This is a genomic window from Microbacterium sp. LTA6, from assembly GCF_045690355.1.
In the GTDB taxonomy this organism is placed as follows: Bacteria; Actinomycetota; Actinomycetes; order Actinomycetales; family Microbacteriaceae; genus Microbacterium.
Genome location: NZ_CP147855.1, coordinates 888014 through 910876 on the forward strand (window position 1 = coordinate 888014; position 22863 = coordinate 910876).

Genomic DNA, 22863 nt, shown 5'->3' on the forward strand with positions numbered 1-22863 from the left:
GGGGTCGGGGACGAGGGAGATCTATCGGGATGCCGCCACGGCACGGTGCCGCTCGTGGTGACGGCCACGGGGGATGACGCGGACGAGGCCGGTCTCGGCATCCACCACGGTGTCGATGCGCAGCCCGTACACGAGGGAGAGGTTCTCGCCGGTCAGTACGTCGGCGGGGAGCCCGGACGCGTGCACTCGGCCCTGGTGCAGCAGCACGATCTCATCGGCGACCGATGCGGCATGGTCGAGGTCGTGCAGCACAACGCCGAGGGCCGTGCCGTGGTTGTCAGCGAGGTCGCGCACCAGGTCGAGCGTTTCGATCTGGTAGCGCAGATCGAGGTGGTTGGTCGGCTCGTCCAGAAGCAGCACTCCGGTGTCCTGCGCCAGCGCCGTGGCGAGCCACACCCGCTGCAGCTCGCCGCCGGAGAGCTGATCGACGGCGCGATGCGCCATTTCGCTCAACCCGGTGAGAGCGAGCGCGTGCGCGATGGCCGCCCGGTCAGCGTCGGTCGTTCCGGAGAACCGTCCGCGGTGCGGGTGGCGGCCGTACGCGACGACGTCTGCGACCTCGATGCCCGACGGATGCGGACGCGACTGCGAGAGCATCGCGACAGTGCGAGCGAACTCCTTCGCGGAGAGCGTCGACACGTCGCGCGCATCTGCTCCTTCTCCGACCTGCACCGTTCCGCCGCCGATGCGATGCAGGCGGGCGAGGGCACGGAGCGCCGTCGACTTGCCACTGCCGTTCGGACCGATCAGGGCCGTCACGCGCCCCGGCGTGAGTCGCAGCGACACGTCGTGCACGACACGGGTTCGTCCGTAACTCAGCGCGAGCGCATCGCCACGCAGAGCGGCGGATGCCGGGAGCTCGTTGGTGGTCACGTTAGGAGAGCCTAACCTATTACGCTGCCGCCCGTGAAGCCCTGTGCAGCAGGTACTCGCGCTCCGAGGGGCGCGGATCGGGCGGAGCAAGCCAGGAGAGCGTGCGTACGAGCACCGTCATCCACCCCAGTCCCAGCCCGACGACGATCACCTCCAGCACGGTGAGCGAGTACACCCGCAACGGATCACGGAGCACGACCGCGACGACGAGCAGCACGCAGACGCCGATGGTGAAGAGGACCAGCATGCGCGGCGGTCCGGGCATGACCGCCGTCGTCAGCGCCGCTGCGGCGAGGAACAAGACCAGGGTGCTGATCGTCGCGACGTTGTGCGCGATCTCGCCGCGATGCACCGGGAGAACGCCCACGGCGGCGAGCGCGACGCCGGTGGACGACCACAGCACGACCACAGCGCCGATCCGGCCGAGCGCGCTGTCGCCCCGCAACCTGTGCAGATCGCGTCCGATGTACGCTCCGACGGTCGCGACCAGAAGACCCGCCACCACGAGTGTGCCGTTGAACGCCCAGGAACCCGCGCCGACGCCGAGCTGCGAGAAGTTCAGTTCCCACCACCGCGGGTCGGTGGCCGTGAGCATGGCGAGAAGAGTGCCGATCACGACGTATCCGAGCAGCAGGGTTGCGAGATCGGAGGTGCGCAACCCCGCCACGGCGTCGAATGCCAGGCGCCCGCCGACTGCGCTCGCGATGCCGATCACGATCCCGCCCCCGAAGGGCGGCAGCTCGAGCCCTTTCAGCGCGACGCCGAGGATCTCGCTCGCCAGAAGCACGCCGAGAGCCGTGACCCCGGCGAACGCGACGGTGAGGGCCGCGGCCGACCCCGCCGAGATGATCCGCTGCCACCGCGGCATCACCGCCTGCTCGACACGTCGACGCAGCAACGTGCCGAGGATGAAGGTCGCGGCTGCGATGACACCGGCGACCACCGCAGCCGGGATGCCGACAGAGCCGGCGCCGGCGACCGGGCGCGGGTTGCCCCAGAGCACGAGAGTGCCCACGCCGATTCCGACGAGGAAGCAGATCGCCGTCGCCCGGATCGCGCGGAACTCCTGCCTCAGCTGTCGGCTCTGGTCCACGCATCCATCGAACCATGAACCGACCACGCCTCTTGGCGCCAGAGACAGGAGCGAGCTCCCACCACCGGTCAGGAAACGGCCTGTCGGCATCCGCGAAGGGGGGAGGCCCTACCCATGCGAGGGACTTCGGGGCGCCCTCAGCCGCCGATCGTGGAGACCAGCACGCCGCCCTCGGCCGGCAACACCCGCCAGACGCTGCCTTTGCCCTCGACCCGGAGCTCGCCATGGCCCACGATCAGGGCGGTGCGCTCGTCGATGCCGAGCCCGCCCTGGACCAGCCCGGACTCGACCGCGGCGACCAGTCGGGAAAGCATGCCGCGCTGAGCCACATGTACCTCGATGGCCACGTCGACGAGGCCGATGCCGGTCTCGATCTCCAACTCGTCGCCCGCTTCGTCGGGGTCCTCGGGTGAGACGACCACGCCACCGATGCGCGAGCCGCTTCCGAGCGAGCCCTCCGCCGCGATCATCGCTCCGGCCGAGACGCCGAGGTAGGGCACACCCTCGGCAACCAGCCGGCGCAACTCGCCGAACACCGGCTCGAGCCCCGCGCGCACATCCTCGACGACGCCGCCCCCCACCGCGATGCCGTCGACGTCGGCGATCGCGCCGAGCCCGATCGGCTCGCCGGGTCGCCCCGCGGTGAGGTGCATCTCGATCGCGGTACCCGTTGCGGACTCGACGAGTAGCTCGCCCAGCGCCGCCGCCTTCTCCTCGGCCTCGGGGTGCAGTGAGATCACGGCGATGCGCGGCCGCGCGTGGCCCGCTCGCAGCGCCGCTTCGGCGACGAACGGCGCGTAGAGCGCGGCATCCGCAGCCGTTGTCGCGCCGCCCCCGATGAGGTGGACGCTCATGCGACACCGTCCCCCGCTGCGACGGCACGCGATGGTGCCGCCTCACGGAACTGGTCCCCGGTGAGGATCTCGCGGCGCATTCCGTCGATGCGGGTGTCCGCATCGCTCGCATCGAACGTCATCCGAAGAGCCTACTGGGCGTCAAGGCGGCCCCTCAGCCCCGCATCGCGACGCCGCGGCGCCAGTAGCCCATGAACGCGACCTGTGACCGGTCGATACCGAGATCCTTGACGAGGTGGCGACGCAGCGTTGTCACGACTCCGCTCTCTCCGGCGATCCAGAAGTAGCGCTCGGCCGGGCCATCGCCGGAGGCGATCTCCTCACCGAGGCCGGAGTAGTCCGGCGTCTCCCACACCAGATCTTCACCTTCGATGTCCTTCACGGTGATCTCGGCGCTGGCATCGGAATCGCCGAGATAGTCGAGCACCGTCGGGATCAGCCGCAGCCCGTGCAGCGCGTCGCCGCGGGGCAACCAGTGCACCTCGACGCCAGCCGGGGCATCGATCTGCAGGATGTCCTCGGCCAGCGGCACCTCGATGAACGCGATGCCGCGAAGATCTCGTGGGGCATCCTCCAGGACGCGGGCGATCGCGGGAGCGGCCGTCTCATCGCCGGCGAGCACGACGGACCGCGCGGCGCCGGGGTCGTACTCGATGCCGCCTCGGTCCTCGCGTCCGCGCCGCGGGCCGACGATCATCAGCGCGTCGCCCACGGCCGCGGTGCTCGCCCAGCTCGATGCCGGACCGGTGAGCCCGGGCTGCAGGTGCAGCACGAAATCGACGACCACCTCGGTGCCGGCGTCCGAGACTCGCAGTTCCCGCACGGAATACGTGCGCATCGACCCGCGCTCGTCCTCCGGCACTGCCAGATACGCGCCCCACCAATCGTCGTCCGTGCGGTCGAGCGGCGGGAGGATGCCGGATGCCGGCGGGAAGATGATCTTGATCCTGACGTCGAACATCTCCCCCGGCATGCCGAACTCGTGGAGCTCATCGCCGCCGAACGTGATCCGCACGAAGTTCGGCGAGACCCGCTCGACGGCGCGCACCTCGGCGCGAGCGAGGATGTACGACGGACGCGTGCGCGTGGTTGCCTCAGCGGACATGGTGCCTCCCGATTGGTGTGACCAGCGGCTTTCCGGAAACCGGGTCTGTGGTGATCTGATTCGCCAGGCCGAAGACCTCTTCGACGAGCGCACTGGTGAGGACGTCGTGTGGTGCGCCGACCGCGTGGACCCGGCCGTCCTTCATCGCGACGAGCTCGTCCGCGTATCGCGCGGCGAGATTGAGGTCGTGCAGCACCATGACGATCGTGGTGCCGCGCGAGACGCTGAGATCGGTGAGCAGGTCGAGCACCTCGACCTGATGCGCGACATCGAGAAAGGTGGTCGGCTCGTCGAGCAGGAGAATATCGGTCTCCTGCGCCAGGGCCATCGCGATCCAGACGCGCTGGCGCTGTCCGCCGGAGAGCTCGTCGACACTGCGGTCGGCGAGGTCGGCGGTGCCGGTGGCCGCGAGCGCGTCGGCCACGATCTCGTAGTCGTGCATGCTCCAGCGCGAGAGCACCTTCTGGTGCGGATGCCGCCCCCGGCCGACCAGATCGGCGACGGCGATGCCCTCGGGCGCGATCGGCGATTGCGGTAGGAGACCTAGGATCCTGGCGACTTCCTTCGACGGGCGGGCGTGCACGGACTTGCCGTCGAGAATCACGTGACCCGCGCTCGGCGACTGCAGGCGCGCCAGCGATCGCAGCAGCGTCGACTTGCCGCATCCGTTCGCTCCGACGATCGTGGTGATCTTGCCCGGCGCGATCGCCAGGTCGAGCGCGTCGATGACGGTCCGATCGCCATAGGCGAGGGTGACCCCCTCGGCGGAGAGTGTGTGCGGCTGCGTCATAGCGAGCCTCCCGAGCGGTTGGTGCGGATGAGGAGGTAGATGAGATACGGGGCGCCGAGGACGCCGGTGATGACGCCGACGGGGTAGCGCGCGTCGAACAGGTTCTGACCGATCAGATCGCCGGCGAGCACCAGGGCGGCACCGACGAGCGCCGACGGCAGCAGGAGGTTCGCACCCGGTCCCGTGATGCGCGCTGCAATGGGTCCGGCCATGAACGCGACGAACGCGATCGGGCCGGTCGCCGCCGTCGCGAAGGCGAGGAGCGCGACGGCGCCCAAGATGAACAGCAGTCGAGTGCCGTTCACCCGCAGACCGAGCCCGGCAGCGGAATCGTCGCCGAGTTGCAGCATCCCCAGCGCCCTCCCCTGGGAGAACATCAACGGCAGGATCACCAGGCACGCGATGGCGAGCGGGGCGATGCGATCCCAGGAAGCACTGTTGAGGCTGCCGGTCAACCACAGCATCGCCGTCTGAATGTCCCATTGGGCGGCGCGCGAGAGCACGTACGAGACGATGCTCTGCAGCATCGCCGCGACGCCGATCCCGATGAGGATCAGCCTGGTGCCCGCGAACCCGCCCTTGTTGGAGAGCAGGTAGATCGCGATCGCCGTGAGGAGGGCACCGGCCAGTGCCATCACCGACACGAGCGGGCCGCTGACCGAGAGCACCACGATGCCGACCACCGCCGCGGCGCTGGCGCCTTCGGCGATGCCGATGATGTCGGGGGATGCCAGCGGATTGCGCAGCAGGGTCTGGAACGCGACGCCCGCGATGCCGAAGCAGGCGCCCGCGAGCACGGCGAGCACAGTGCGCGGAAGGCGCAGTTCACCGACGGAGTAGGAAGCTCCAGGCACCGTCTCGCCGAGGATGACACGGATCACTTCGCCAGGCCCGTAGAACGTGTTGCCGACCATGAGCGCCACCGCTGCGAGGACGAGAAGCAGTGTGCCGAGCACCACGCTGGCAGTGGCGTGGCGGCGGTGGCGGGCACGGCGCCCGGCGATGATCGCGGCGGTCACAGCTCGCGCACCTTCTGGCGCCGGACGATCCAGATGAAGAACGGAGCGCCGATCACCGCGGTGATGATGCCGACCTGGATCTCTTCGGAGGAAGGAGCGATGACGCGTCCGATGACATCGCTGGCGACGAGCAGCGCCGAGCCGGCGAGAGCGGAGAAGGGCAGCAACCACCGGTGGTCGGTGCCGATGAGCATCCGGCAGATGTGCGGAACGACCAGGCCGACGAAGCCGATGGGTCCGGCGATGGCCGTCGCGGCTCCGGCGAGGATCACCGCGCCGAGGGCGGAGACGAGGCGGGTGCGGAAGACGTGCTCACCGAGGCCGGCGGCGAGGTCGTCACCGAGGGCGAGCGAGTTCATGCCGCGTGCACACGCGAAGCAGATGAGAGCACCGAGGGCGAGCACGGGCGCGGTGATGGCGAGGCGTGTCCAGTCCGCGCCGCCGACGCCGCCGATCTGCCAGGACTGGAACACCTGAAGCAGATCGACCCGCGGGAGCATGATGGCGCTGATGAGCGAACCGAGGGCGGCGGATGTCGCCGCCCCGGCGAGAGCCAGCTTGAGAGGCGTCGCCCCGCCGCGGCCGAGGGCGCCGACCGCGTAGACGAAGGTCGCCGCGATGGCCGCGCCGACGATCGCCACGATCATGTAGCCGTACTGGCTCGAGAGTCCGAAGAACGCGATGCCGATGACGACGGCGAGAGAGGCGCCGTTGGAGACACCGAGGATGCCGGGGTCGGCGATCGGGTTGCGGGTGACGGCCTGCATGGTCGCCCCGGAGAGCGCGAGCGCCGCCCCGATCGCGATGGCCAGGACCGTGCGCGGGATCCGTTTGATGACCGCCGCCTGCGCGACGGTGTCGTCATGACCCGTCAGCGCGGCGGCGATGTCACCGGCGCTCACGGATCGCGTCCCGAAGGAGATGGAGAGGATGCTGAGGACGAGGATGACTCCGACCCCGGCGAGCAGCCAGAGGGTACGCACCAGCGCCGGGCGCCGCAGTGCAGCGGCGCCCGGCGTGAGGATCCGAGTCGCGGTGGTCACTCCGCCGCGAGGAGAGGTGCCTCGAGGACGGCGAAGTAGTCGTCAAGGCCCCACGGGATCGACAGCGGCGACGGGTTGGCCGACGCGGCGAGCGGTGTGGCGTCGCCGAGCACGGCGATGCGCCCTTCAGCGATCGCGGGGATCTTCGACAGCAGCGGGTCGGCCTGCAGCAAAGGGATGATCGACTCGTCGCCGTAGGTGACGAACACGTCGACATCGTCGAACAGCTCGGCTTCTTCGGAGCTGACCGTCAGGTAGAACTGGTCGCTGTCAGCGTTGACCTCGACGATCGAGGGCATCGGGAAGCCGATTCCGTGCAGGTAGCCGGGGCGCGTGTCGATCGCGGTGTAGTAGCCGATCTGGCTGAGGTCGGTCGGATCGATGTAGGAGAACAGGAGCTTCTTGTCCTTCAAGCCGCTGTGCGCGTCGATCGCCGCTTCCGCGTCGGCGTGCAGCTGCTCGATGAGTGCCGCGCCCTCGTCGGCGAGGCCGATCGCTTCGGAGTTCATCGTGATCATGTCATCGACCGAGGTGCCCCAGGCGACCTCGGGGTAGGCGACGACCGGCGCGATCTTCGTGAGCTGGTCGTACTCCTCCTGCGTCAGGCCGGAGTAGGAGGCGAGGATGACGTCGGGCTGGGTGTCGGCGATCGCCTCGTAGTCGAGACCGTCGTCGTTGTTGAACAGGACGGGGGTCTCGGCACCCAGCTCTTCGAGCTTGTCTTCGACCCAGGGCAGAACGCCGTCACCGTCGTCATCGCCCCACGTGGCCTCGGCCATTCCGACCGGCACGACGCCGAGCGCCAGTGGCACCTCGTGGTTCGCCCATGCGATGGTCGCGATGCGTTCGGGCTTCTCGGCGATGGTGGTCTCACCGTAGACATGCTCGATGGTCACGGGGAAAGCACCGGCGGACGCCGGGTTGCCGGAGCCTGCAGCAGAGTCGCTGGTCGGTGCGGTCGCGCAGGCCGCGAGGCCGAGAGAGAGGACCACGGCGGAGCCGAGGCCGATGAGTCGAGAAGTGCGCACGGGCATTCCCTTCGAGTATGGAACGGGGGGAGGCGCGAATGCGCGGAGGCTTTGGTAAGCCTGTCCTAACTTATCAGATGGTTAGGGTTGCCTCAGTTCCCGCCCGCCATGCCGCGAGCCCGCGCCCGGACATGCGAAAAGCCGGCCGCGCCCGAAGGCAGCGACCGGCTTGAAGCGCTCAGAGATCAAACTCGGAGCGGTTCTCGCATTCAGAGCGGGCGAATGTTCGCAGCCTGCATGCCCTTGGGGCCACGCTCAGCGTCGAATTCGACCTTCTGGTTCTCGCGAAGCTCCTTGAAGCCAGAGCCGGAGATAGCCGAGAAGTGGGCGAAAAGATCGTCCGAGCCGTCATCGGGAGCGATGAAGCCGAAGCCCTTTTCCGAGTTGAACCATTTCACAGTGCCAGTGGCCATGTGTTTCTTCTTTCTGTTGATCGGGCCGTTTGCACGGCCTTGAGCGCCGCGCCGGAACCTCCGGCGGGCACGTGCGGGGACGCTCTCATGAAGAGAGGCCACGGAATGGGGGGCGCTGAGGACGTGTCCTTCAGCGCCGGCGGGACGGGCTGCGACGAGCCCGATGATGGCGGATGCCGCGACGGCGGCCTCGGCGTCGTGCGCCGAGTCGTGATGACCGAGGTCCTGGCCGCGCGCGCCGAAAGCGGCGGCGCCGTCGAATTCAACGACGACGTAGCCGGCGTATTCGCCGGCACTGGTGGCCACTCGGACGTCGACGTCGGCGTCGCGCCAGTGGAGTTCTTGGCTGGGTGCGCATGCACCGCAGCCGACTGCGTTTGACAAGTGAAGAAGCTTTCGGTGGGATCCGTGCCGAACCGATCGGGGCACAGAGATTCGGATCCTGGTATTAGGGCCACACACGTCGCACAATGCGTTCGCGGGCCGGTGATGAATGATGCCTCCGGTAGGAGGGACGTTCCCACCGTACCATGCCCACCCGGAATTGGACCTGGCAGTTCTCCCCACGGTCAACGGGCCACCAGTTCGACCGCGTCGATCTGCCGCGCGGCCAGCGCCGCTTCGGTGCGCGTACTGACTCCGAGTTTGCGAAGCACAGCCGACACATGCACGCTGACGGTCTTCACACTGATGTAAAGACGTTCGCCGATCTGCCGGTTGCTGAGCCCCTCGGCGACGAGCGCGAGCACCTGACGCTCCCTCGCCGTGAGGTGCTCTGCCTCCCCGGAGTCGCCGCCGGCACTGGCATCCGCGCGCAGTCCGGCGGCATCGGCGAAGGTGCTGACGGCGGTCTGGAGCTGCACGTGGCCGAGCTTCTCGGCGACGGTCAACGCTTCGGCGAGCAAGACGGCGGCAGCCGCGCGGTCGCCGCTGTCGACCAGCATCCGTCCCAGCTCCAACCGGGTGATCACCCGGAAAGTGACGGGCATGTCGTCGCCATCGGCGACGGACACCGCGTGCTGCAGGGCGGGAACGGTCGGCGCGAGCAACGCGTCGAGAATCGACCACCATGCCCCGGCGCGCAACTGCTCGGGCTGAGCCTGCCAGGCCGCACGGACCGCGTCGACGGCGGGAGCGACGACACCGCCGTCGGCACGCAGCGCGGCGATGATCCATCCGGCTTGGAGCAGCAACCGTCGCTGGTGCAGAAGGACCGGGCCCTCGTCGTTCAGCATCGCGAGAATCGCGTCGAGAGCGCCGGTGAGGTCACCACTGCTCTCGGCCACCGCCACCTTCATGACCACACCGTCGTACCAGATCTGACGCTCCACCTGTCCGGTCTCCTCGAACGCCGGCATCAGTCCCCGCAGCAGTTCGGCGGCTTCCTCGGACCGCCCCCGCCAGGCGAGCAATCGCACCTGCGACATAGTCGTGTACAGGCGGAACACCCGCAGCGTGCTCTTCTCCAGATCACGTGCGAGAAGCTGCTCCGCCCTCTCGATGTATCCGAGTTCGAGAAGCGGCGACACCATGTTCTGCGTGAGGATCGACCCCGACGTGCGCTCGACACCGAGCGAGCGCGCGCGCCCGAACCCCTCTTCCGCGACCTGCACCGCCTCGCGATAGCGACCGAGCAGGGTCAGCGTGTCCGAGAAGTTCACCCGGTAGCGCAGCTCGGCGTTCGACTCCACGGCGCGCACCCGCGCGGTCTCGTAGGCGGTGAAGCCACCGACGAGGTCGCCGAGATGCACCAGGCTCCCCCCGCGAACGTTGGCCGCAACGGAGATCTCGGTGTCGGAACCGGCGCGCTCGGCGAATTCCTGTGCGCGCGCCGCGAAATCGATCGCCTTCTGCCGGTGACCTGCGACCATGTGCCGGCTGGCGAGGTAGTTCAGGATCGAGGCGCGCAGGCGATCGTCATCGACTCCGGCATCGAGCACGTCGAGGGCTTCGCTCAACAACTCGATCGGCCCAGGGCGGCCCAGATTGGTCAGGTACAGCGCCTTGTCGCGCAGCAGGCGCACATGGGTCCGGGGGTCGACCACGGCCGGATCGATCTCGCCGAGGGCGACGTTCACCACCGCCAGCGCACGCTCGCCGTCGCCGGCGTTGCGCAGCACGGAGCCGAGCAGCGCGAGCAACGGGATGCGTTCGATGCCGGCCGCATCCGCCGCATCTGAAACCCGCGGCCAGAGTTCGAGCGCCAACTCGCCGAAACGGGCAGCGCTCGCGAAGGCATAGCGGGTCTTGGCGTGCAGCATCGCGGCGACGGATGCCGTGAGCGTCCGCCGATCGTCCTGCGCGAGTTGCCAGTGATACGCGAGCGCGGCCGCATCGCCGCTGCCGGTTCCCGCGCAGTTCTCTTCGAGCATCTCCGCATACGCGCGGTGCAGCCGAGCACGCTCACCGGGGAGAAGATCGCCGTGCACGGCCTCGCGCAGCAGCGCATGCCGGAAGCGGTAGCCGTCGTCGACGACGATGAGAATGCCGCTGCGCGCAGCCTCGCGCAGCGCATCGTCGAGCTGAGTCTCGGAGATGTCGACCAGCCGCGAGAGCAGCGAATGCGACAGCGGCCGCTCGGAGCCCGACGTCACCTGGACCACACGCCGGGCATCGGCTCCGAGTCGGTCGAAGCGGCCGAGCAGAAGGTCGCGAAGCCCCTCGGGCAACGGACCGGACGCGCAGCAGGCGATCTCCTCGATGAAGAACGGCACGCCCTCGGCGCGCTCCTGCATCCGCTCCAGCGCACCCTCGGTGAGCGGCCGTCCGACGAGCTGCTCCGCGAGCTGGCGCACCGCGCCCTCATCGAGACGCTTCAATGCGATGCGTTCCAGCAGTCGCGCTCTGCTCGCCTCGCCGATGAAGCCGCTCACGGCGTCGCCGCGGCGCACGTCATCGCTGCGGCAGCTGATCACCAGCAGGATGCGCCCGCGGGTGAGCGTGCGCAGGAGGAACGACAGCATCGCCAGGGTCGAATCATCCGCCCAGTGCACGTCCTCGACGATCAGTACCTGCGGCGCACGCTCTGCCGCCACTTCGATGAGGGTGGCGATCGCATCACGCAGCCGCTCCGGGCTGGTGTGCGCACGGTCGGTGGGAACGTCGACGAGTTCGGGCAACAGCATCCCGAGTGCCTCGGCTCCGACGCCGACCGCCGCCCGCGTCTGCTCGATGCCCAGCAGAGCGACGAGCGAGCGCAGGATGCCGGTGAGGGGGCCGTACGGCGTGCGCGCCGATCCCAGATCGAGGCACCAGCCGACGTGCACGTCGGCGCGGGTGGCGATCTCTTCGCCGAACTCGCGCAGCAGCCGGGACTTGCCGATGCCCGCCTCGCCCTCGACGAGCACGGCGGCGGGCGTTCCCTCGGTGGTGCGCTCGAACATCCCGCGCAGCAGGGCGAGGTCGGCGTCGCGGCCGACCATCGCCGCGATCGGGACGGATGGGAGCATGAAGACATCGTCCCACTCTCCACGGACATCAGGGGCGTCCGGGGCTGCTGTCTTCATGGCATTCACCGTCACCGCAGGGATCACCGGGCCGCAGCGGGCTCGCACGGCACCGCGGCACGGCGCGATGCGGATGCGGATGCGGAATCCGACGCCACCCGGCGGGAGGCGACATCCGGGGCCGTCCGCGTCGTCGCCGATACGGGCGCCGCGGTCGCCCGCGGTGCCCGGCCCACCATGCGGCGGAACGCCCGACGCAGGACGCCCTCAGGACGGAGGACGACCTGGTCGGCGTGCTCCTTGATGAAGCGACGGCGTGCGAGCGCCCGCTCCAGCTGCTCGAGTTCGAGCTCGGTCGCACGTTGGCTGAGATAGGGGTGTTCGAACATGAGGTTCTCCTGACGGTTTGCTGTACCCCTACATTCCGCTCTGAGGCCCCCTGCCGACATCGGACGGATGCCCTATCTTCGGCGCGGATCTGAGGCGGCATCCGTCTAGGGTGGCCTCATGCCCGTCAGTCGCAGCCGCCGTGCCCGCGTGGATCGTCGGCGACGCCGGCGGGTGGCGGCAGCCGACAACGACCTGACGCCGGCGGAATGGGACGCGCTGCGGCGGGAGTGGGGCGGATGCGCGTATTGCGGCATCGGCGACGTTCCGCTGCAGAAGGATTGCGTGCAGCCGATCTCACGCGGCGGCCGCTACACGGTGACGAACGTGGTCCCCGCGTGCGGCTCCTGCAACGCCAGCAAGTCGAACGGCGAGGTGACGAGCTGGCTGCGGCGCCGCGGGCTCGATGAGAGCGCGTTCCTGCTGCGCCACCATGCCGTGCAGCTGTCCTTCGTGACGGACGACCAGCCGGACTGAGCCGCGGGCCGGTCAGGCGCGCAGGAGCGTGGCGCGCAGCGACGGCCGAGATTCCGGCGGGACGACGATGGCGAGCATCCGCACGAGTGTCGTCATCCACACCAGGCCGAGCCCGATCACGATCGCTTCCAATGCCGTGACCGAGTAGAGCCCGAAGAACACCCACAGCAGCACCGCGAGCACGACGAGGGCGACCACCCCGATCGTGGTCACCACGAGAGCACGCGGCGGCTTCGAGATCACGAACGTGGTGGATGCAGCGGCTGCCCCGAACAGCACCAGCGCGCCGAACGCGACGATGTTGTGCACGACGGGCGCCGCGTGCAGCGGGAACAGCCCGACCGCGGCGAGCGCGACCCCGGTCGCCGCCCAGAGCGCGACCACTCCGCCGATGCGGGGCAGTGGAGCATCACCGCGCAGCCGATGCAGGTCGCGTCCGATGTACGAGCCGACCGTCGCCACCAGGAGCCCGGCGACGACGAGCGTGCCGTTGAAGGCCCAGGAGCCGGTCCCGAGGCCGAGCTGCGAGAAGTTGCGCTCCCACCAGCGCGGGTCGGTGGCGGTGAGCATCGCGAAGAGCGTGCCGATGATGAGGAATCCGAACAGGAGTCCGGCGAGGTCTCCGGTGCGCAGGGTGATCCCGGCGTCGAACGCGAATCGGCCGGCGAACGCACTCGCCGTACCGGTGAGCAGACCGCCGCCGAGAGCGGAGAGCTCCAGCCCCTGCAGACCGACGCCGAGGATCTCGCCGGCGAGGAGCACCCCCATCGCGGCGACGGCGCCGAACGCGATGGTGAGCGCGATCGCAGAGACGTCGGAGATCACCGCCTGCCAGCGCGGCATCGGCGCGGTCTCACCGCGTCGGTGCAGAACGGTGCTGGCCACGAACGCGGTCGCCGCACAGATCGCGGCGACGCCGGCCGCGGGGAACACGACGGAGCCGTCCCCGGCCAGCGGACGCGGAACCCCCTGAAGCAGCAGCATCCCCGCGCCGGTGCCAACGACGAAGCACAGCACCATGGCCCAGATCGCCTGGGTCTCCTGCTGAAGCCGCCGCGCCGTGTCCATGACTCCATCGAAGCACGGGTCGCCGACGCGGCGTCCAACCCCGCCGAGATCGCGCCGGTCACCCCCGCAGCCATCGCTGCCGGAGCCATGCTCCGATCACGAATCGCGTGTCGTCGGCATCGATGTCGACACCGATCGATGCAGCGGCGCGACGCAGGCGATAGTGCACGGTCGCCCGATGCACACCGAGTTGATCTGCCACCTCGGCGATCCGGCCGCCGTGCGTCACGTACGCCTCGAACAGCTCGATCGTCTCGGCTGGGGCCCCGGCCAGACGACGAAGCGGCTCCGGGAGCAGGTGCTCCGGCGGCTCGTCCGCCAGGAGGGTCGCAATCGACGCGGCGATCGGGTCGGCGCTCCAGGATGCCGATCGGCTGCCCCGCGACCGCGCGACGCGCACCGCGATCAGCGCCTGCTCGTACGACTCCCACGACGCGACCAGTTCGTCGACCGGCGCCCCGATGCCGAGGACGGCGCCGAGCGGCTCCTGCGCGTCGGAGGCGTCCGTCTCGCGAATGATCGCAGCAACGACACTGCCGATCGCTTCCGGAGTCGGCTCATTCCGGAAACCGATCAGGATGAACGTCTCCGGCATGGTCGGCACGAAGCTGTAGGCGTCGATCATCGGGGTGGTGATCGCACGCAGCAGCGCGTGCGAGATCACCTCGCGTGGGGGTGGCCCTCCCCACGGCGCCCACTCGGCATTCAGCGAGAGGCAGAGCGCCACGAATCGACGCGATCGCGTGAACATGCCGAGCTCGATGAGCTCGTTCGCTGCATTTTCTCTGCTCGGTGCATCAGAGGTGAGCAGACCGAGCATCTCGGATTCGACCTCGGCGTTCACCGCTTCGATCGACTGTGAGATGTTCACCAGCACGGCGCGCAGCGTCTCGACCGTCTCCGTGATGAGGACGACCTCGCCGGGGGTGAGCGGCTCGACGAGAGTGACCCACAGAAACCCGAGCACGCCGTAGCGCGAGCGCAGCGTGATCGAGAGTCGCGCGTACTCGATCCCGAAAGCGGGATCGGGCTCGATCACACGGGGCGCGCGTTGTGCGTGCAGCCGTCGGTTGCGCAGCTCGGCGGCGAGGGCATCCGTCGGGCGCCGCTCCGACAACGTCTGCAGCCGCGCCGGGTCGAGATCGCCGTAGTGAGCGCTACTGGCGAGCAGCACGAACTCGGCATCTTCGAGCACCACGGACCGGCGCAGCGACATCGCGAGCCGATCGACGGTCTCCTGCACGGTGTCAAACATCGGGCCTCCGCTACCTGACCGGCGAGACGCCTCTGATCCTACGCCGCGGACCGCACGAGGACCCGTCACACGACGAGCTCTCCACCCTTCACGACTGCCGAAACATCGCAGAAACGCTCGATCGCATCAAGGTGCGCTCCACGGACCGCAACGAGGTCGGCGTACCGCCCGGGAGCGATCGCTCCGATATCGGCCGATCGCCCGAGGCAGTCGGCCGCGACGGTCGTCGCCGATTGCAGCGCCTGCATGGGAGTCATTCCCCACTCGACGAACTCCCCCAACTGGCCGGCGTTCCGGCCATGGGGGAACACGATCGCGTCGGTGCCGTACGCGATGCGCACGCCGGCCTCGATGGCGAGCCGCACGGCGGCACGCGCCGAGGCACCCACCGCAGCCGTCTTCGCCCGGACGCCGGCCGGATGGTTCTCCCGCTCGGCGTGCTCCTCGACCCACTGCAGCAGATAGGTGGTCGGTACGTAATAGGTGCCGTGCTCGATCATCGCCGACATGGCGGCCTCGCCGAGCAGGGTGCCGTGCTCGATGGTCCGGGCACCGGCGCGGATCGCCCGCAGCGCGCCCTCTTCACCGTGCGCGTGGGCCGCGACGTAGAGACCGTAGAGAGCCGCCTCTTCGACACAGGCCCGCAGCTCGGCCTCGGTGTACTCGGGCGCGCCGGGGTTCGTGCCCGAGGCGTAGACGGCCCCGGTGGTGATGACCTTGATCACATCTGCCCCGCGGTGCGCGATCCGACGCACCGCCGAGCGCACCTCGTCGACCGAATCGGCCACGCCGAAGCGGTAGGACTTCGGCAGTTCGATGTCGACGGCGAGGTCGGTGATCTCTCCTCCGCCGGACGAGCAGGTGACGTAGGCGCCGGCGCACACCATGCGCGGACCTTCGCAGATGCCGGAGTCGATGGCGTCACGCAAGTCGCAGTCGACGAAGGCGCGGAAGCTGCCGACGTCACGAACGGTCGTGAATCCTGCTCTCAGGGTCGCACGCGCGTGACGTACTCCCAGGAGCGCGTCTCGGGCTGGCGAGCCGGTCAGGAATGGACTGTAGCTGCCTCGTTCGAGCTCGCCGATGAGGTGCGTGTGCAGATCAATCAGCCCGGGGGCGACGAGGTGCTCGCTCAGGTCGAGCACGTCATCACCGCCGTGCCGCGAGATGGACCATGGCTCGACGGCGGCGATGCGCTCACCCTCGAGAACGATGGCATGGTCGGTCAGCACCTCTCCGGTGAGCACATCGGCGATTGCTCCGGCACGGATGGTCCTGACGGTGTTCGTTGCAGTGGTCATCGAACGATCTCTCTTTCCTCGGTGGTGACCAGGCGTCTACCGACGACGACCCGCACGATGATCATGGCGACGGCGACGACAGCGCCGACGATGGCGAAGCCGGCGAAATAGCCGGTCTCGTTCTCTCCCGGGATGAACCCTTCGCCGGCGACGCCGGCCGCGGCGATGCCGATCGCGACGGAGAGGTAGTGCACCGAGAGCATGCGCGTCTCGAATCCCTCGGGAGCGACGGCTGTGGCAAGGGAAATACCGGATGGCGAGACGACGACGTCGGAGGCGCCGAAGACGAACACGATGAAGACGAGCACGATGATCGGAGTGAGTCCGCCGAGTCCGGAGGCCGCGGCGAGCCACCCCATCCCGAGCGCGCATCCGGCGAACGCGACGGCGAACTTCACAGGCAGCGACGGCTGCCGCTCCCCCAGCGCTCCCCAGACTGCTGCGAGGATCGGCGCGACGATGATCGTGCACAGCGGCGCGATGCCGAGCACCATCGACGGCGGGAGTTCGACACCGAAGATGACCCGGTCGGTGCTCGCCTCGGAGTGGATCGCCACGGTCGTGTACAGCTGCTGATAGAGCATCGCGAATACACCCGTCGCGCAGAAGAAAGGCAGATAGCGCAGCACCCGTCGCTTGTGCTCGCGGTCGAGGTCGTGTCGGGTGAGCAGCTTGGCCAGCACCCCGACGGCGACGACGAGCGCTCCGATACCGACGAACGTCGCCGGGTTCCAGCCGGCTGACACCGTGCCGATGACAATCGCAACAGCCATGACGACGCCGAGGATCGGCCAGGCGAGCGCCCAGCCGTGAACGCCGCGGCCCACGAGGACGGGGGCTGTGGCCTCGGTCCCGCGGCGGAACGGCAAGTACACGAGCAGACCGACCAGGATCGCGATCGCGGACGTGAGGAACCCGATCCGGAAGCCGTACTCCGTCTGCAGCACGCCGGTGAGAGTGATGCCGACCATGGCGCCGCCCGCGCTTCCGAGGTAGTAGATGGTGAAGCCCGACTCGCGCTTGGACTCGTGCGTGTTGAGCGTTCCTCCCAGCAACGTGCCCTCGCTGACCCACATCGACGCGGCCCCGAATGCGATCGCGAGGAGCCCGATCGTCAGACCGATATGACCCGGTACGAGCGCGAGCACGAGGTAGCCGATGAACGCGAGCACCGCGCCCCATCGCAACCCACGGCCGGCACCGAGCACATTGTCGGCCAACCAGCCGGCGAAGATCGTTGCGAGGAAGGTCGCGGCGCTGTACGTCGACACGATCGCGATCGCCACCGAGGGGGACAATTCGAGTCCACCCTCACTGCTGGCGAAGTACACGTAGTACACGAGGATCGTCTGCATGCCGTAGTAGGCGAGGGCATCGAATCCCGCAAAGCCGGCCACGGGATACATCGTCCGGGGCAGGCCGAAGAACGTACGCGCTGCCGGTGGAGCGCTGGTCGAGCTGCTGACGGTCATTGCGCCTCCATTGGTGCACGGGGTGCCGCGATGCGGCTTCGGGTTGTCGAGAGTCAATCCGATCGCGGACTCCGGCGGTTTCGACAGCGGTGGAAATCTGAGACGAGAAATGCGACGAGTGTCGCAGACGCGATCCTCGTCGGAGCGGTGACGATGGTCGAGTGAGCAACGACGCAGATCTCCCCTTCTCCCGCGACGAGTACGCCGACCGACTTCGACGCATGCGACGAGCGATGGCAGACGCCGACGTCACGGTCGCCATCCTCACCGCCCCCGACACGATGGCGTGGCTGACCGGCTATCGCGTCCGCTGGTATCGCCAGCACACGTCGACGTCGATGCCTCCGGCGCAGTGCATCGTCGTGCACGTCGAGGAGGGAAGCCCGTTCATCATCGATGCCGGCTACCACGAGGAGCTCGCTCGCACCGGGACTGTGCTCGACGACGTCCGCACGCTCCCCACGTCCTCGGAGATGCACGAGGCATCACTCGCCGACTATGTCGCCTTCCTCGCCGACCAGATACGCCCATGGGCGGGCACGCGGGTGGGGATGGAACGGTGGAGCTGCATCCCGAGCCCCGCCGTCGCCGACGTCGTCGACGCCATGCTCGAGGGTCTCGGATGCCGCATCGTCGATGTCACGCTGCCGTTCCGCGGCATCCGGCGCCTGAAGAGCTCCGCCGAGATCGGCAAGATCGAACAGGCGCAGGCGGCGACGGATGCCGGCATCCGCGCGATCCTGGCAGAGGCCACTCCCCAGACGACCGAGCTCGAGGCGTGGGGCATCTATTCACTGGGCATGGTGCGCGCGGGCGGGGAGCCGGCGGCGCTGCACGAGACGGTGGCCGCAGGCGCCACAGTCTCCGCCTTGCACCGACTCAGCGGGCGTACAGCCCTCGGCTCCGGCCCGGTCGTGCATCCTGACATGGCCTCGTCTGTCGACGGATACCACGCCAGGGCCACCCGACCACTGATGTTCGACGGGGTCCCCGATGAGAGCCGCCGGCAGGTCGCCATCGCCGCCGGGGCATACGACCTGGTCCTGCAGTACGGGAAGGTCGGCGCACCATGGGGACAGCTGATCGGCGCCCTTCGCTCCTACTTCGCGGACAGCGGGGCGCCAGGTGCCGGCTCGGCCGCGTACGAACTCGGGCTCTCCGTCGCACCCACCGACTTCGTCGGTGAATTCACCTGGGGGATGGACGACGAAAGAGACGACGTCATCGAAGCGGGACTCGTGACGAACTTCGAGTCGTGGACGTCGCTGATCCTCGTCGACACCGTCGTCTTCGAAGAGGCCGGCCCTCGATTCCTCTCGTCGCTGCCGCGCGACGTCCTGGAGTTCGCATGACCGCGGCGCCCTGGAATCAGCAGTTCGTGCTGCACACCTCGGCAGGTTCGATCCGCGTGCGCGAATGGGGTGATCCCGCTGGCCCTCTCGTCGTCTTCCACCACGGCACGCCCAGCAGTTCGATCGCCGTTCCGGGCGGCTGGGACGGTCCCTCTGCGGCCGACGTCAGACTGTGCTCGTACGATCGGCCAGGCTATGGCGGCTCACCTTCGACACCAGGGCGAACGGTCGCCGATGCTGCGGAGTGGAGCGCACGCATCGCAGACGCTTGCGGTGCGGACCTTTTCGCGGTGATGGGCACATCGGGTGGGGGGCCGCACGCCGTCGCAGCCGCCGCGCTTCTGCCGGAGCGGGTGACTGCGCTCTGCGTCGACGTGGGTCTCGGCCCCGCGCGACTCGGCTTCGACGCCGCGAGCCGGATGGTGGACGAGACCGTCGCCGAGATCGATGCCGCGCGCCGAGGCGAGAACGCGCTGCGCGAGCATCTGGGATCGCTCGGCCCCGGCACGGATGCCTTGAACGACTGGATGGCTCGACTGCCCGAGAGCGATCGCGAGGTGCTCGGCCGTGCCGATGTGCAACACGAGGAAGCGGTCGAGGCGACGGAGTGGGCCGTGCACGGCATCGACGGCTGGGTGGAGGACGACCTCGCATTGTTCAGCAGGGAGTGGGCATTCGACACAGACGACGTGCGGATGCCGACAAGGCTCATCTACGGCGGTGCCGATGTGCTCGTTCCTGCGTCGCACGGCGAAGCCTGGCTCGAGTTGATCCCGCACGCGGAGATGCACCTCGTGCCCGGCGGCGGGCACTGGCTGCGCGACCACGAGGTGGAAGCGCTCCGCTGGTGCCGCGGTAAGGCCCGGGCTGCCGCGCGGTCATCCGGTCACGTGCGCCACTGACACGACGGCGTTCGTCCGCCGCGCTTCCTCGGCGAGCCAGACGACCCGGTGGGTCGCGAGGCTCTCCTCCGGACCGGACAACAGGACCGATCGGTCCCCGGTTCGCACCGCGTGCAGGAACGCCTGGACAAGCGCGTCATCCGCACCGCCATGGCCGTCGGCGGCACTGGCGTTGCCCCGTGACTCGGGAACGACCTCGTACTTGCGGTCCTCCACGAAGTCATGGACCACCAGCGTGCGCCCATCCCCCTCGATGCTCCCGGCCGTTCCGAACAGACGGGTCTTGCGGAAGTCCAGCTCCGTGAATGCGGTGACGGTGAAGGATGCGGTGACGCCGCCCTGGTACTCGATGTTCACGACTTGATGATCGACGACATCGTTCTGTCCGTCGAAGACGCAGCGGCCGTACGGCCCGTCCCGAAGAGCGCGATCGATGCCGGATGCCGTGACATCGGTGGTGAGCACGGCGAGTGGCCAGCGCTCGAACGTCTCATCGCCGAGGAAGCCTCGGTAGATCTTCGTCGCGGAGTAGGCGCAGGTGTTCTGCAGCGGACAATCCAGGCAGCGTGCCGTCGCGTTGGCCGGCTTGCTCTCCGGCCGGAAGTGCAGGAGGCTCCCGAAGGACGACACCCGCTCGACGGGAAGCCCCACGACGTACGACAGCCAGTCGATGTCGTGGCTGCTCTTGGTGAGCAGCATCGGACCGGAGTCCTCCTCGCGAGCCCAGTTGCCCCGCACGTACGAGTGGGCGAAATGCCACCAGCCGATCGGCTCGAGGTGCTCGACCGAGACCAGACGGCCGATCGCCCCCTCATCGAGCAGCTTCTTGAGGGTCTGCGAGTAGCTCGAATACCGCATCACATGGCAGACCGCGAGCATCACTCCGGCCTCCTCAGCCGCCGCCACGATGCGCGCCGATTCCTCCTCCGTCGGAGCCATCGGCTTCTCCAGCAGCAGGTGGTATCCGGCGTGAGCGAGGCCGATCCCCGGCTCGGCGTGGAGCCGGTCGGGAGTCGAGATGACGACCGCGTCCGCGATCCTCGCCGGCAGCGCGGCGATCTCCTGCCACGTGTCGTAGACGATCACGGGCTGCGCGGAGAGCTCCGCGAGGAATGCCCGCAGCCGCGCTTCGTCCGGTTCGACGACGGCGGTGATCAGCGCACCCTCGGCGACCGCGCGTCGCGCATAACCGGTTCCTCGTGAGCCCGCGCCGATGATGGCGAGACGGGTGGGGACGGCGGCGGTCATTTGAGAGCTCCTTGAACGAGCCCAGCGACGAATTTGCGCTGGAAGATGAAGTAGAGGACGACGATCGGCAGGATGACGATGAGGGTTCCGGCGGCCAGCAGCGGGATGTTCTCGCCGTACTGCTGGACGAAGGTGCCCAGGCCCGACGGCGCGGTGCGGCGGGCAGGATCGCGGATCAGGATGAGCGCGAGCAGGAACTGGTTCCAGGCCCACATGAACGTCAGCAAGGCGTACGTGATGATGGCCGGCCGCGCACCCGGGATGAGGATCTGCACGAGCGTGCGGAAGCGGCCGGCGCCGTCGAGCTGCGCAGCCTCGATGATCTCGGCAGGCACGGACTCGAAGTGCGTCCGCATCCAGAAGATCCCGAACGGCATGAACGCGCCGACCAGAGGCAGGATGACCGCCCAATAGGTGTCGATGAGTCCGGTCGACCTCATCGCGAAGTACAGCGGGATCACGATCGCTTCGTAGGGCAGGGTGAGACCGGCGATGAAGAAGGCGAAGAGCGCCCCCTTCGCGGGCATCCGCATCGTCCCCATCGCGTAGCCGGCGAGCGTGGAGCAGATCACCGCGATCGGCACGACCACCACGGCGATGATCGCGCTGGATGCGAGGAGGGATCCGAAGCCGGCCATGCTCCACGCCGTGAGGAAGTTTCCCCACTGCGGGTCGGTGGGCCAGGTCAGCCGCGGGACCAGAGTGTCGGCGGGCTGCAGAGCGGCCGAGACCAGCGCGAGGAAAGGGAGCACGACGCTGAGTGCCGCGACCAGGAGGAACGCCGCGGAAAGGATGCGGGAGGCGGGGGATCTCATGCGTTGCGCCTTCCGGCTCGGCCGATGAGCGCGACGAAGACGAGGATGATCGCGCTGAGGACGGTGGCCAGCGCGCACGCGAGACCGACCTCGTTGGACGTGAAGACGAGCTTGTAGATGAGCACCCCAGGGACGATGGTCTGGTATCCGGGACCTCCACCGGTGGTGACGTAGACGATGTCGAAACTCGCGAGCGCAGAGATGAGGGTGACCGTGGCCGCGACGACGATCTCGGCCCGCACGCCTGGCACGGTCACGTGCCAGAACTGCCGGATCGGCCCGCAGCGATCCAGGCGCGCGGCTTCGTAGAGCGAGGGATCGATCTTCTGGATGCCGGCGAGCAGAAGCATCATGCAGAGCCCGGTCGTCACCCAGGTGCCGATCACGCCGACGGCGGGATAGGCCCAGGTGAAGTCGCCGAGCCACGCACGCGCCACGTCGCCGAGGCCGATCGCGGTGAGGCCCTGGTTGATGGGCCCGTCGGCTGCATAGAGATACCGCCAGATGACGCCGACGGCGACGAGCGGAAGGATCTGCGGAAGGAAGAGGATGGTCCGCACCAGTCCCGATCCGCGCCGAGGGCGGGCGGCGATCACCGCGGCGATGATCAGGCCCAGGATGACGGGGAACACCGTGTAGAACACGATGAACCCGAGGCCGTTGCGGAGCGCGGTGAGCAGGCGCTCGTCGGTGACGACCTTGACGTAGTTCTCGACACCGGCCCATGTGGCCGCGCCGATGCCGTCCCAGTTCCAGAACGAGAGCCAGATGCTCTGCACCCAGGGCGCGACGATGAAAGTTCCGTAGAACACGAACGCCGGAAGGATGTAGAGGAGTGCGCTCCAGCCGCGGCGGGGGCGGCGAGGGGAGCCGGCGATGTGCGCCGACTCCCCCCGCGTGCGGGACAACGATGTCGTCATGG

22 protein-coding genes are annotated in these 22863 nt (G+C 68.6%); 3 read left to right on the plus strand and 19 right to left on the minus strand.

Going from position 1 to position 22863, the window contains the following annotated elements; translation table 11 throughout:
• Positions 1-21: 21 nt before the first annotated feature.
• From LTA6_RS04160 to LTA6_RS04215, 12 genes are all read right to left on the minus strand, one after another.
• Complete coding sequence (locus tag LTA6_RS04160) at positions 22-873, minus strand: ABC transporter ATP-binding protein (RefSeq protein WP_341976282.1); 852 nt, start codon at positions 871-873, stop codon at positions 22-24.
• Between the two features lie 19 nt (positions 874-892).
• Positions 893-1966, minus strand: a complete 1074-nt coding sequence (locus LTA6_RS04165; protein ID WP_341976283.1) for a DUF998 domain-containing protein — start codon at positions 1964-1966, stop codon at positions 893-895.
• Between the two features lie 137 nt (positions 1967-2103).
• Positions 2104-2820: a Type 1 glutamine amidotransferase-like domain-containing protein gene (locus LTA6_RS04170; protein WP_341976284.1), complete on the minus strand. Its 717-nt coding sequence runs from the start codon at positions 2818-2820 to the stop codon at positions 2104-2106.
• Positions 2817-2942 (minus strand): hypothetical protein, encoded by a 126-nt coding sequence (locus LTA6_RS04175; RefSeq protein WP_341976285.1) that lies wholly within the window; start codon positions 2940-2942, stop codon positions 2817-2819. The genes LTA6_RS04170 and LTA6_RS04175 overlap by 4 nt, the downstream gene beginning before the upstream one ends.
• A gap of 32 nt (positions 2943-2974) precedes the next feature.
• Positions 2975-3925, minus strand: a complete 951-nt coding sequence (locus LTA6_RS04180; RefSeq protein ID WP_341976286.1) for a siderophore-interacting protein — start codon at positions 3923-3925, stop codon at positions 2975-2977.
• The gene (locus LTA6_RS04185) at positions 3915-4715 is read right to left on the minus strand and encodes an ABC transporter ATP-binding protein (RefSeq protein ID WP_341976287.1); all 801 of its coding nucleotides are present in this window, start codon (positions 4713-4715) and stop codon (positions 3915-3917) included. Before LTA6_RS04185 ends, LTA6_RS04180 begins: the two co-directional genes overlap by 11 nt.
• On the minus strand, positions 4712-5734 hold the full coding sequence (locus LTA6_RS04190) for an iron chelate uptake ABC transporter family permease subunit (protein WP_341976288.1): 1023 nt from the start codon (positions 5732-5734) through the stop codon (positions 4712-4714). The genes LTA6_RS04185 and LTA6_RS04190 overlap by 4 nt, the downstream gene beginning before the upstream one ends.
• The gene (locus LTA6_RS04195; protein ID WP_341976289.1) at positions 5731-6777 is read right to left on the minus strand and encodes an iron ABC transporter permease; all 1047 of its coding nucleotides are present in this window, start codon (positions 6775-6777) and stop codon (positions 5731-5733) included. Before LTA6_RS04195 ends, LTA6_RS04190 begins: the two co-directional genes overlap by 4 nt.
• Complete coding sequence (locus tag LTA6_RS04200) at positions 6774-7805, minus strand: iron-siderophore ABC transporter substrate-binding protein (protein WP_341976290.1); 1032 nt, start codon at positions 7803-7805, stop codon at positions 6774-6776. The genes LTA6_RS04195 and LTA6_RS04200 overlap by 4 nt, the downstream gene beginning before the upstream one ends.
• Before the next feature lie 209 nt (positions 7806-8014).
• A complete protein-coding gene (locus LTA6_RS04205) occupies positions 8015-8218 on the minus strand; it encodes a cold-shock protein (protein ID WP_102193879.1) in 204 nt (67 codons plus the stop codon).
• A gap of 569 nt (positions 8219-8787) precedes the next feature.
• Positions 8788-11724: an AAA family ATPase gene (locus LTA6_RS04210; protein WP_407358700.1), complete on the minus strand. Its 2937-nt coding sequence runs from the start codon at positions 11722-11724 to the stop codon at positions 8788-8790.
• Positions 11725-11747: 23 nt separating this feature from the next.
• A complete protein-coding gene (locus tag LTA6_RS04215; protein ID WP_407358701.1) occupies positions 11748-12053 on the minus strand; it encodes a hypothetical protein in 306 nt (101 codons plus the stop codon).
• A gap of 118 nt (positions 12054-12171) precedes the next feature.
• Here LTA6_RS04215 and LTA6_RS04220 point away from each other — a divergent pair, with 118 nt between their 5' ends.
• A complete protein-coding gene (locus LTA6_RS04220; RefSeq protein WP_363550639.1) occupies positions 12172-12528 on the plus strand; it encodes an HNH endonuclease signature motif containing protein in 357 nt (118 codons plus the stop codon).
• 12 nt (positions 12529-12540) lie between these two features.
• Here LTA6_RS04220 and LTA6_RS04225 read toward each other — a convergent pair whose 3' ends face one another.
• The 4 genes from LTA6_RS04225 to LTA6_RS04240 all read right to left on the minus strand — a co-directional run bounded on the left by LTA6_RS04225 (position 12541) and on the right by LTA6_RS04240 (position 17624).
• Entirely contained in the window at positions 12541-13596 is a 1056-nt protein-coding gene (locus LTA6_RS04225) for a DUF998 domain-containing protein (RefSeq protein ID WP_407358702.1), read from the minus strand.
• A 58-nt stretch (positions 13597-13654) separates the two neighbouring features.
• Entirely contained in the window at positions 13655-14851 is a 1197-nt protein-coding gene (locus tag LTA6_RS04230; protein WP_407358703.1) for a PucR family transcriptional regulator, read from the minus strand.
• A gap of 65 nt (positions 14852-14916) precedes the next feature.
• Positions 14917-16152, minus strand: coding sequence for an amidohydrolase family protein (locus LTA6_RS04235; protein ID WP_407358704.1), 1236 nt, complete (start codon positions 16150-16152; stop codon positions 14917-14919).
• Positions 16149-17624, minus strand: coding sequence for a peptide MFS transporter (locus LTA6_RS04240; protein ID WP_407358705.1), 1476 nt, complete (start codon positions 17622-17624; stop codon positions 16149-16151). Before LTA6_RS04240 ends, LTA6_RS04235 begins: the two co-directional genes overlap by 4 nt.
• 161 nt (positions 17625-17785) lie before the next feature.
• Between LTA6_RS04240 and LTA6_RS04245 the strand changes: the two genes are divergently transcribed.
• Positions 17786-18976, plus strand: coding sequence for a M24 family metallopeptidase (locus LTA6_RS04245; protein ID WP_407358706.1), 1191 nt, complete (start codon positions 17786-17788; stop codon positions 18974-18976).
• The gene (locus LTA6_RS04250) at positions 18973-19878 is read left to right on the plus strand and encodes an alpha/beta fold hydrolase (protein WP_407358707.1); all 906 of its coding nucleotides are present in this window, start codon (positions 18973-18975) and stop codon (positions 19876-19878) included. Before LTA6_RS04245 ends, LTA6_RS04250 begins: the two co-directional genes overlap by 4 nt.
• On the opposite strand, the gene LTA6_RS04255 is transcribed toward LTA6_RS04250, so the two are convergent.
• From LTA6_RS04255 to LTA6_RS04265, 3 genes are read right to left on the minus strand one after another with little or no spacing between them, the layout of a single operon-like run.
• Positions 19855-21126, minus strand: a complete 1272-nt coding sequence (locus LTA6_RS04255) for a Gfo/Idh/MocA family protein (protein ID WP_407358708.1) — start codon at positions 21124-21126, stop codon at positions 19855-19857. The two genes, LTA6_RS04250 and LTA6_RS04255, sit on opposite strands and share 24 nt — an antisense overlap.
• Positions 21123-21941, minus strand: a complete 819-nt coding sequence (locus LTA6_RS04260; RefSeq protein WP_341976301.1) for a carbohydrate ABC transporter permease — start codon at positions 21939-21941, stop codon at positions 21123-21125. Before LTA6_RS04260 ends, LTA6_RS04255 begins: the two co-directional genes overlap by 4 nt.
• Positions 21938-22861, minus strand: coding sequence for a sugar ABC transporter permease (locus LTA6_RS04265; protein ID WP_341976302.1), 924 nt, complete (start codon positions 22859-22861; stop codon positions 21938-21940). The genes LTA6_RS04260 and LTA6_RS04265 overlap by 4 nt, the downstream gene beginning before the upstream one ends.
• Positions 22862-22863 lie beyond the last annotated feature (2 nt).

What these genes read in the sequence shown, in the direction of transcription:
- LTA6_RS04170 (WP_341976284.1), bottom strand. Translation starts at nt 2,820, where the DNA reads ATGAGCGTCCACCTCATCGGGGGCGGCGCGACAACGGCTGCGGATGCC.
- LTA6_RS04175 (WP_341976285.1), bottom strand. Translation starts at nt 2,942, where the DNA reads ATGACGTTCGATGCGAGCGATGCGGACACCCGCATCGACGGAATGCGC.
- LTA6_RS04180 (WP_341976286.1), bottom strand. Translation starts at nt 3,925, where the DNA reads ATGTCCGCTGAGGCAACCACGCGCACGCGTCCGTCGTACATCCTCGCT.
- LTA6_RS04185 (WP_341976287.1), bottom strand. Translation starts at nt 4,715, where the DNA reads ATGACGCAGCCGCACACACTCTCCGCCGAGGGGGTCACCCTCGCCTAT.
- LTA6_RS04205 (WP_102193879.1), bottom strand. Translation starts at nt 8,218, where the DNA reads ATGGCCACTGGCACTGTGAAATGGTTCAACTCGGAAAAGGGCTTCGGC.
- LTA6_RS04210 (WP_407358700.1), bottom strand. Translation starts at nt 11,724, where the DNA reads ATGAAGACAGCAGCCCCGGACGCCCCTGATGTCCGTGGAGAGTGGGAC.
- LTA6_RS04215 (WP_407358701.1), bottom strand. Translation starts at nt 12,053, where the DNA reads ATGTTCGAACACCCCTATCTCAGCCAACGTGCGACCGAGCTCGAACTC.
- LTA6_RS04220 (WP_363550639.1), top strand. Translation starts at nt 12,172, where the DNA reads ATGCCCGTCAGTCGCAGCCGCCGTGCCCGCGTGGATCGTCGGCGACGC.
- LTA6_RS04225 (WP_407358702.1), bottom strand. Translation starts at nt 13,596, where the DNA reads ATGGACACGGCGCGGCGGCTTCAGCAGGAGACCCAGGCGATCTGGGCC.
- LTA6_RS04230 (WP_407358703.1), bottom strand. Translation starts at nt 14,851, where the DNA reads ATGTTTGACACCGTGCAGGAGACCGTCGATCGGCTCGCGATGTCGCTG.
- LTA6_RS04235 (WP_407358704.1), bottom strand. Translation starts at nt 16,152, where the DNA reads ATGACCACTGCAACGAACACCGTCAGGACCATCCGTGCCGGAGCAATC.
- LTA6_RS04240 (WP_407358705.1), bottom strand. Translation starts at nt 17,624, where the DNA reads ATGACCGTCAGCAGCTCGACCAGCGCTCCACCGGCAGCGCGTACGTTC.
- LTA6_RS04250 (WP_407358707.1), top strand. Translation starts at nt 18,973, where the DNA reads ATGACCGCGGCGCCCTGGAATCAGCAGTTCGTGCTGCACACCTCGGCA.
- LTA6_RS04255 (WP_407358708.1), bottom strand. Translation starts at nt 21,126, where the DNA reads ATGACCGCCGCCGTCCCCACCCGTCTCGCCATCATCGGCGCGGGCTCA.
- LTA6_RS04260 (WP_341976301.1), bottom strand. Translation starts at nt 21,941, where the DNA reads ATGAGATCCCCCGCCTCCCGCATCCTTTCCGCGGCGTTCCTCCTGGTC.
- LTA6_RS04265 (WP_341976302.1), bottom strand. Translation starts at nt 22,861, where the DNA reads ATGACGACATCGTTGTCCCGCACGCGGGGGGAGTCGGCGCACATCGCC.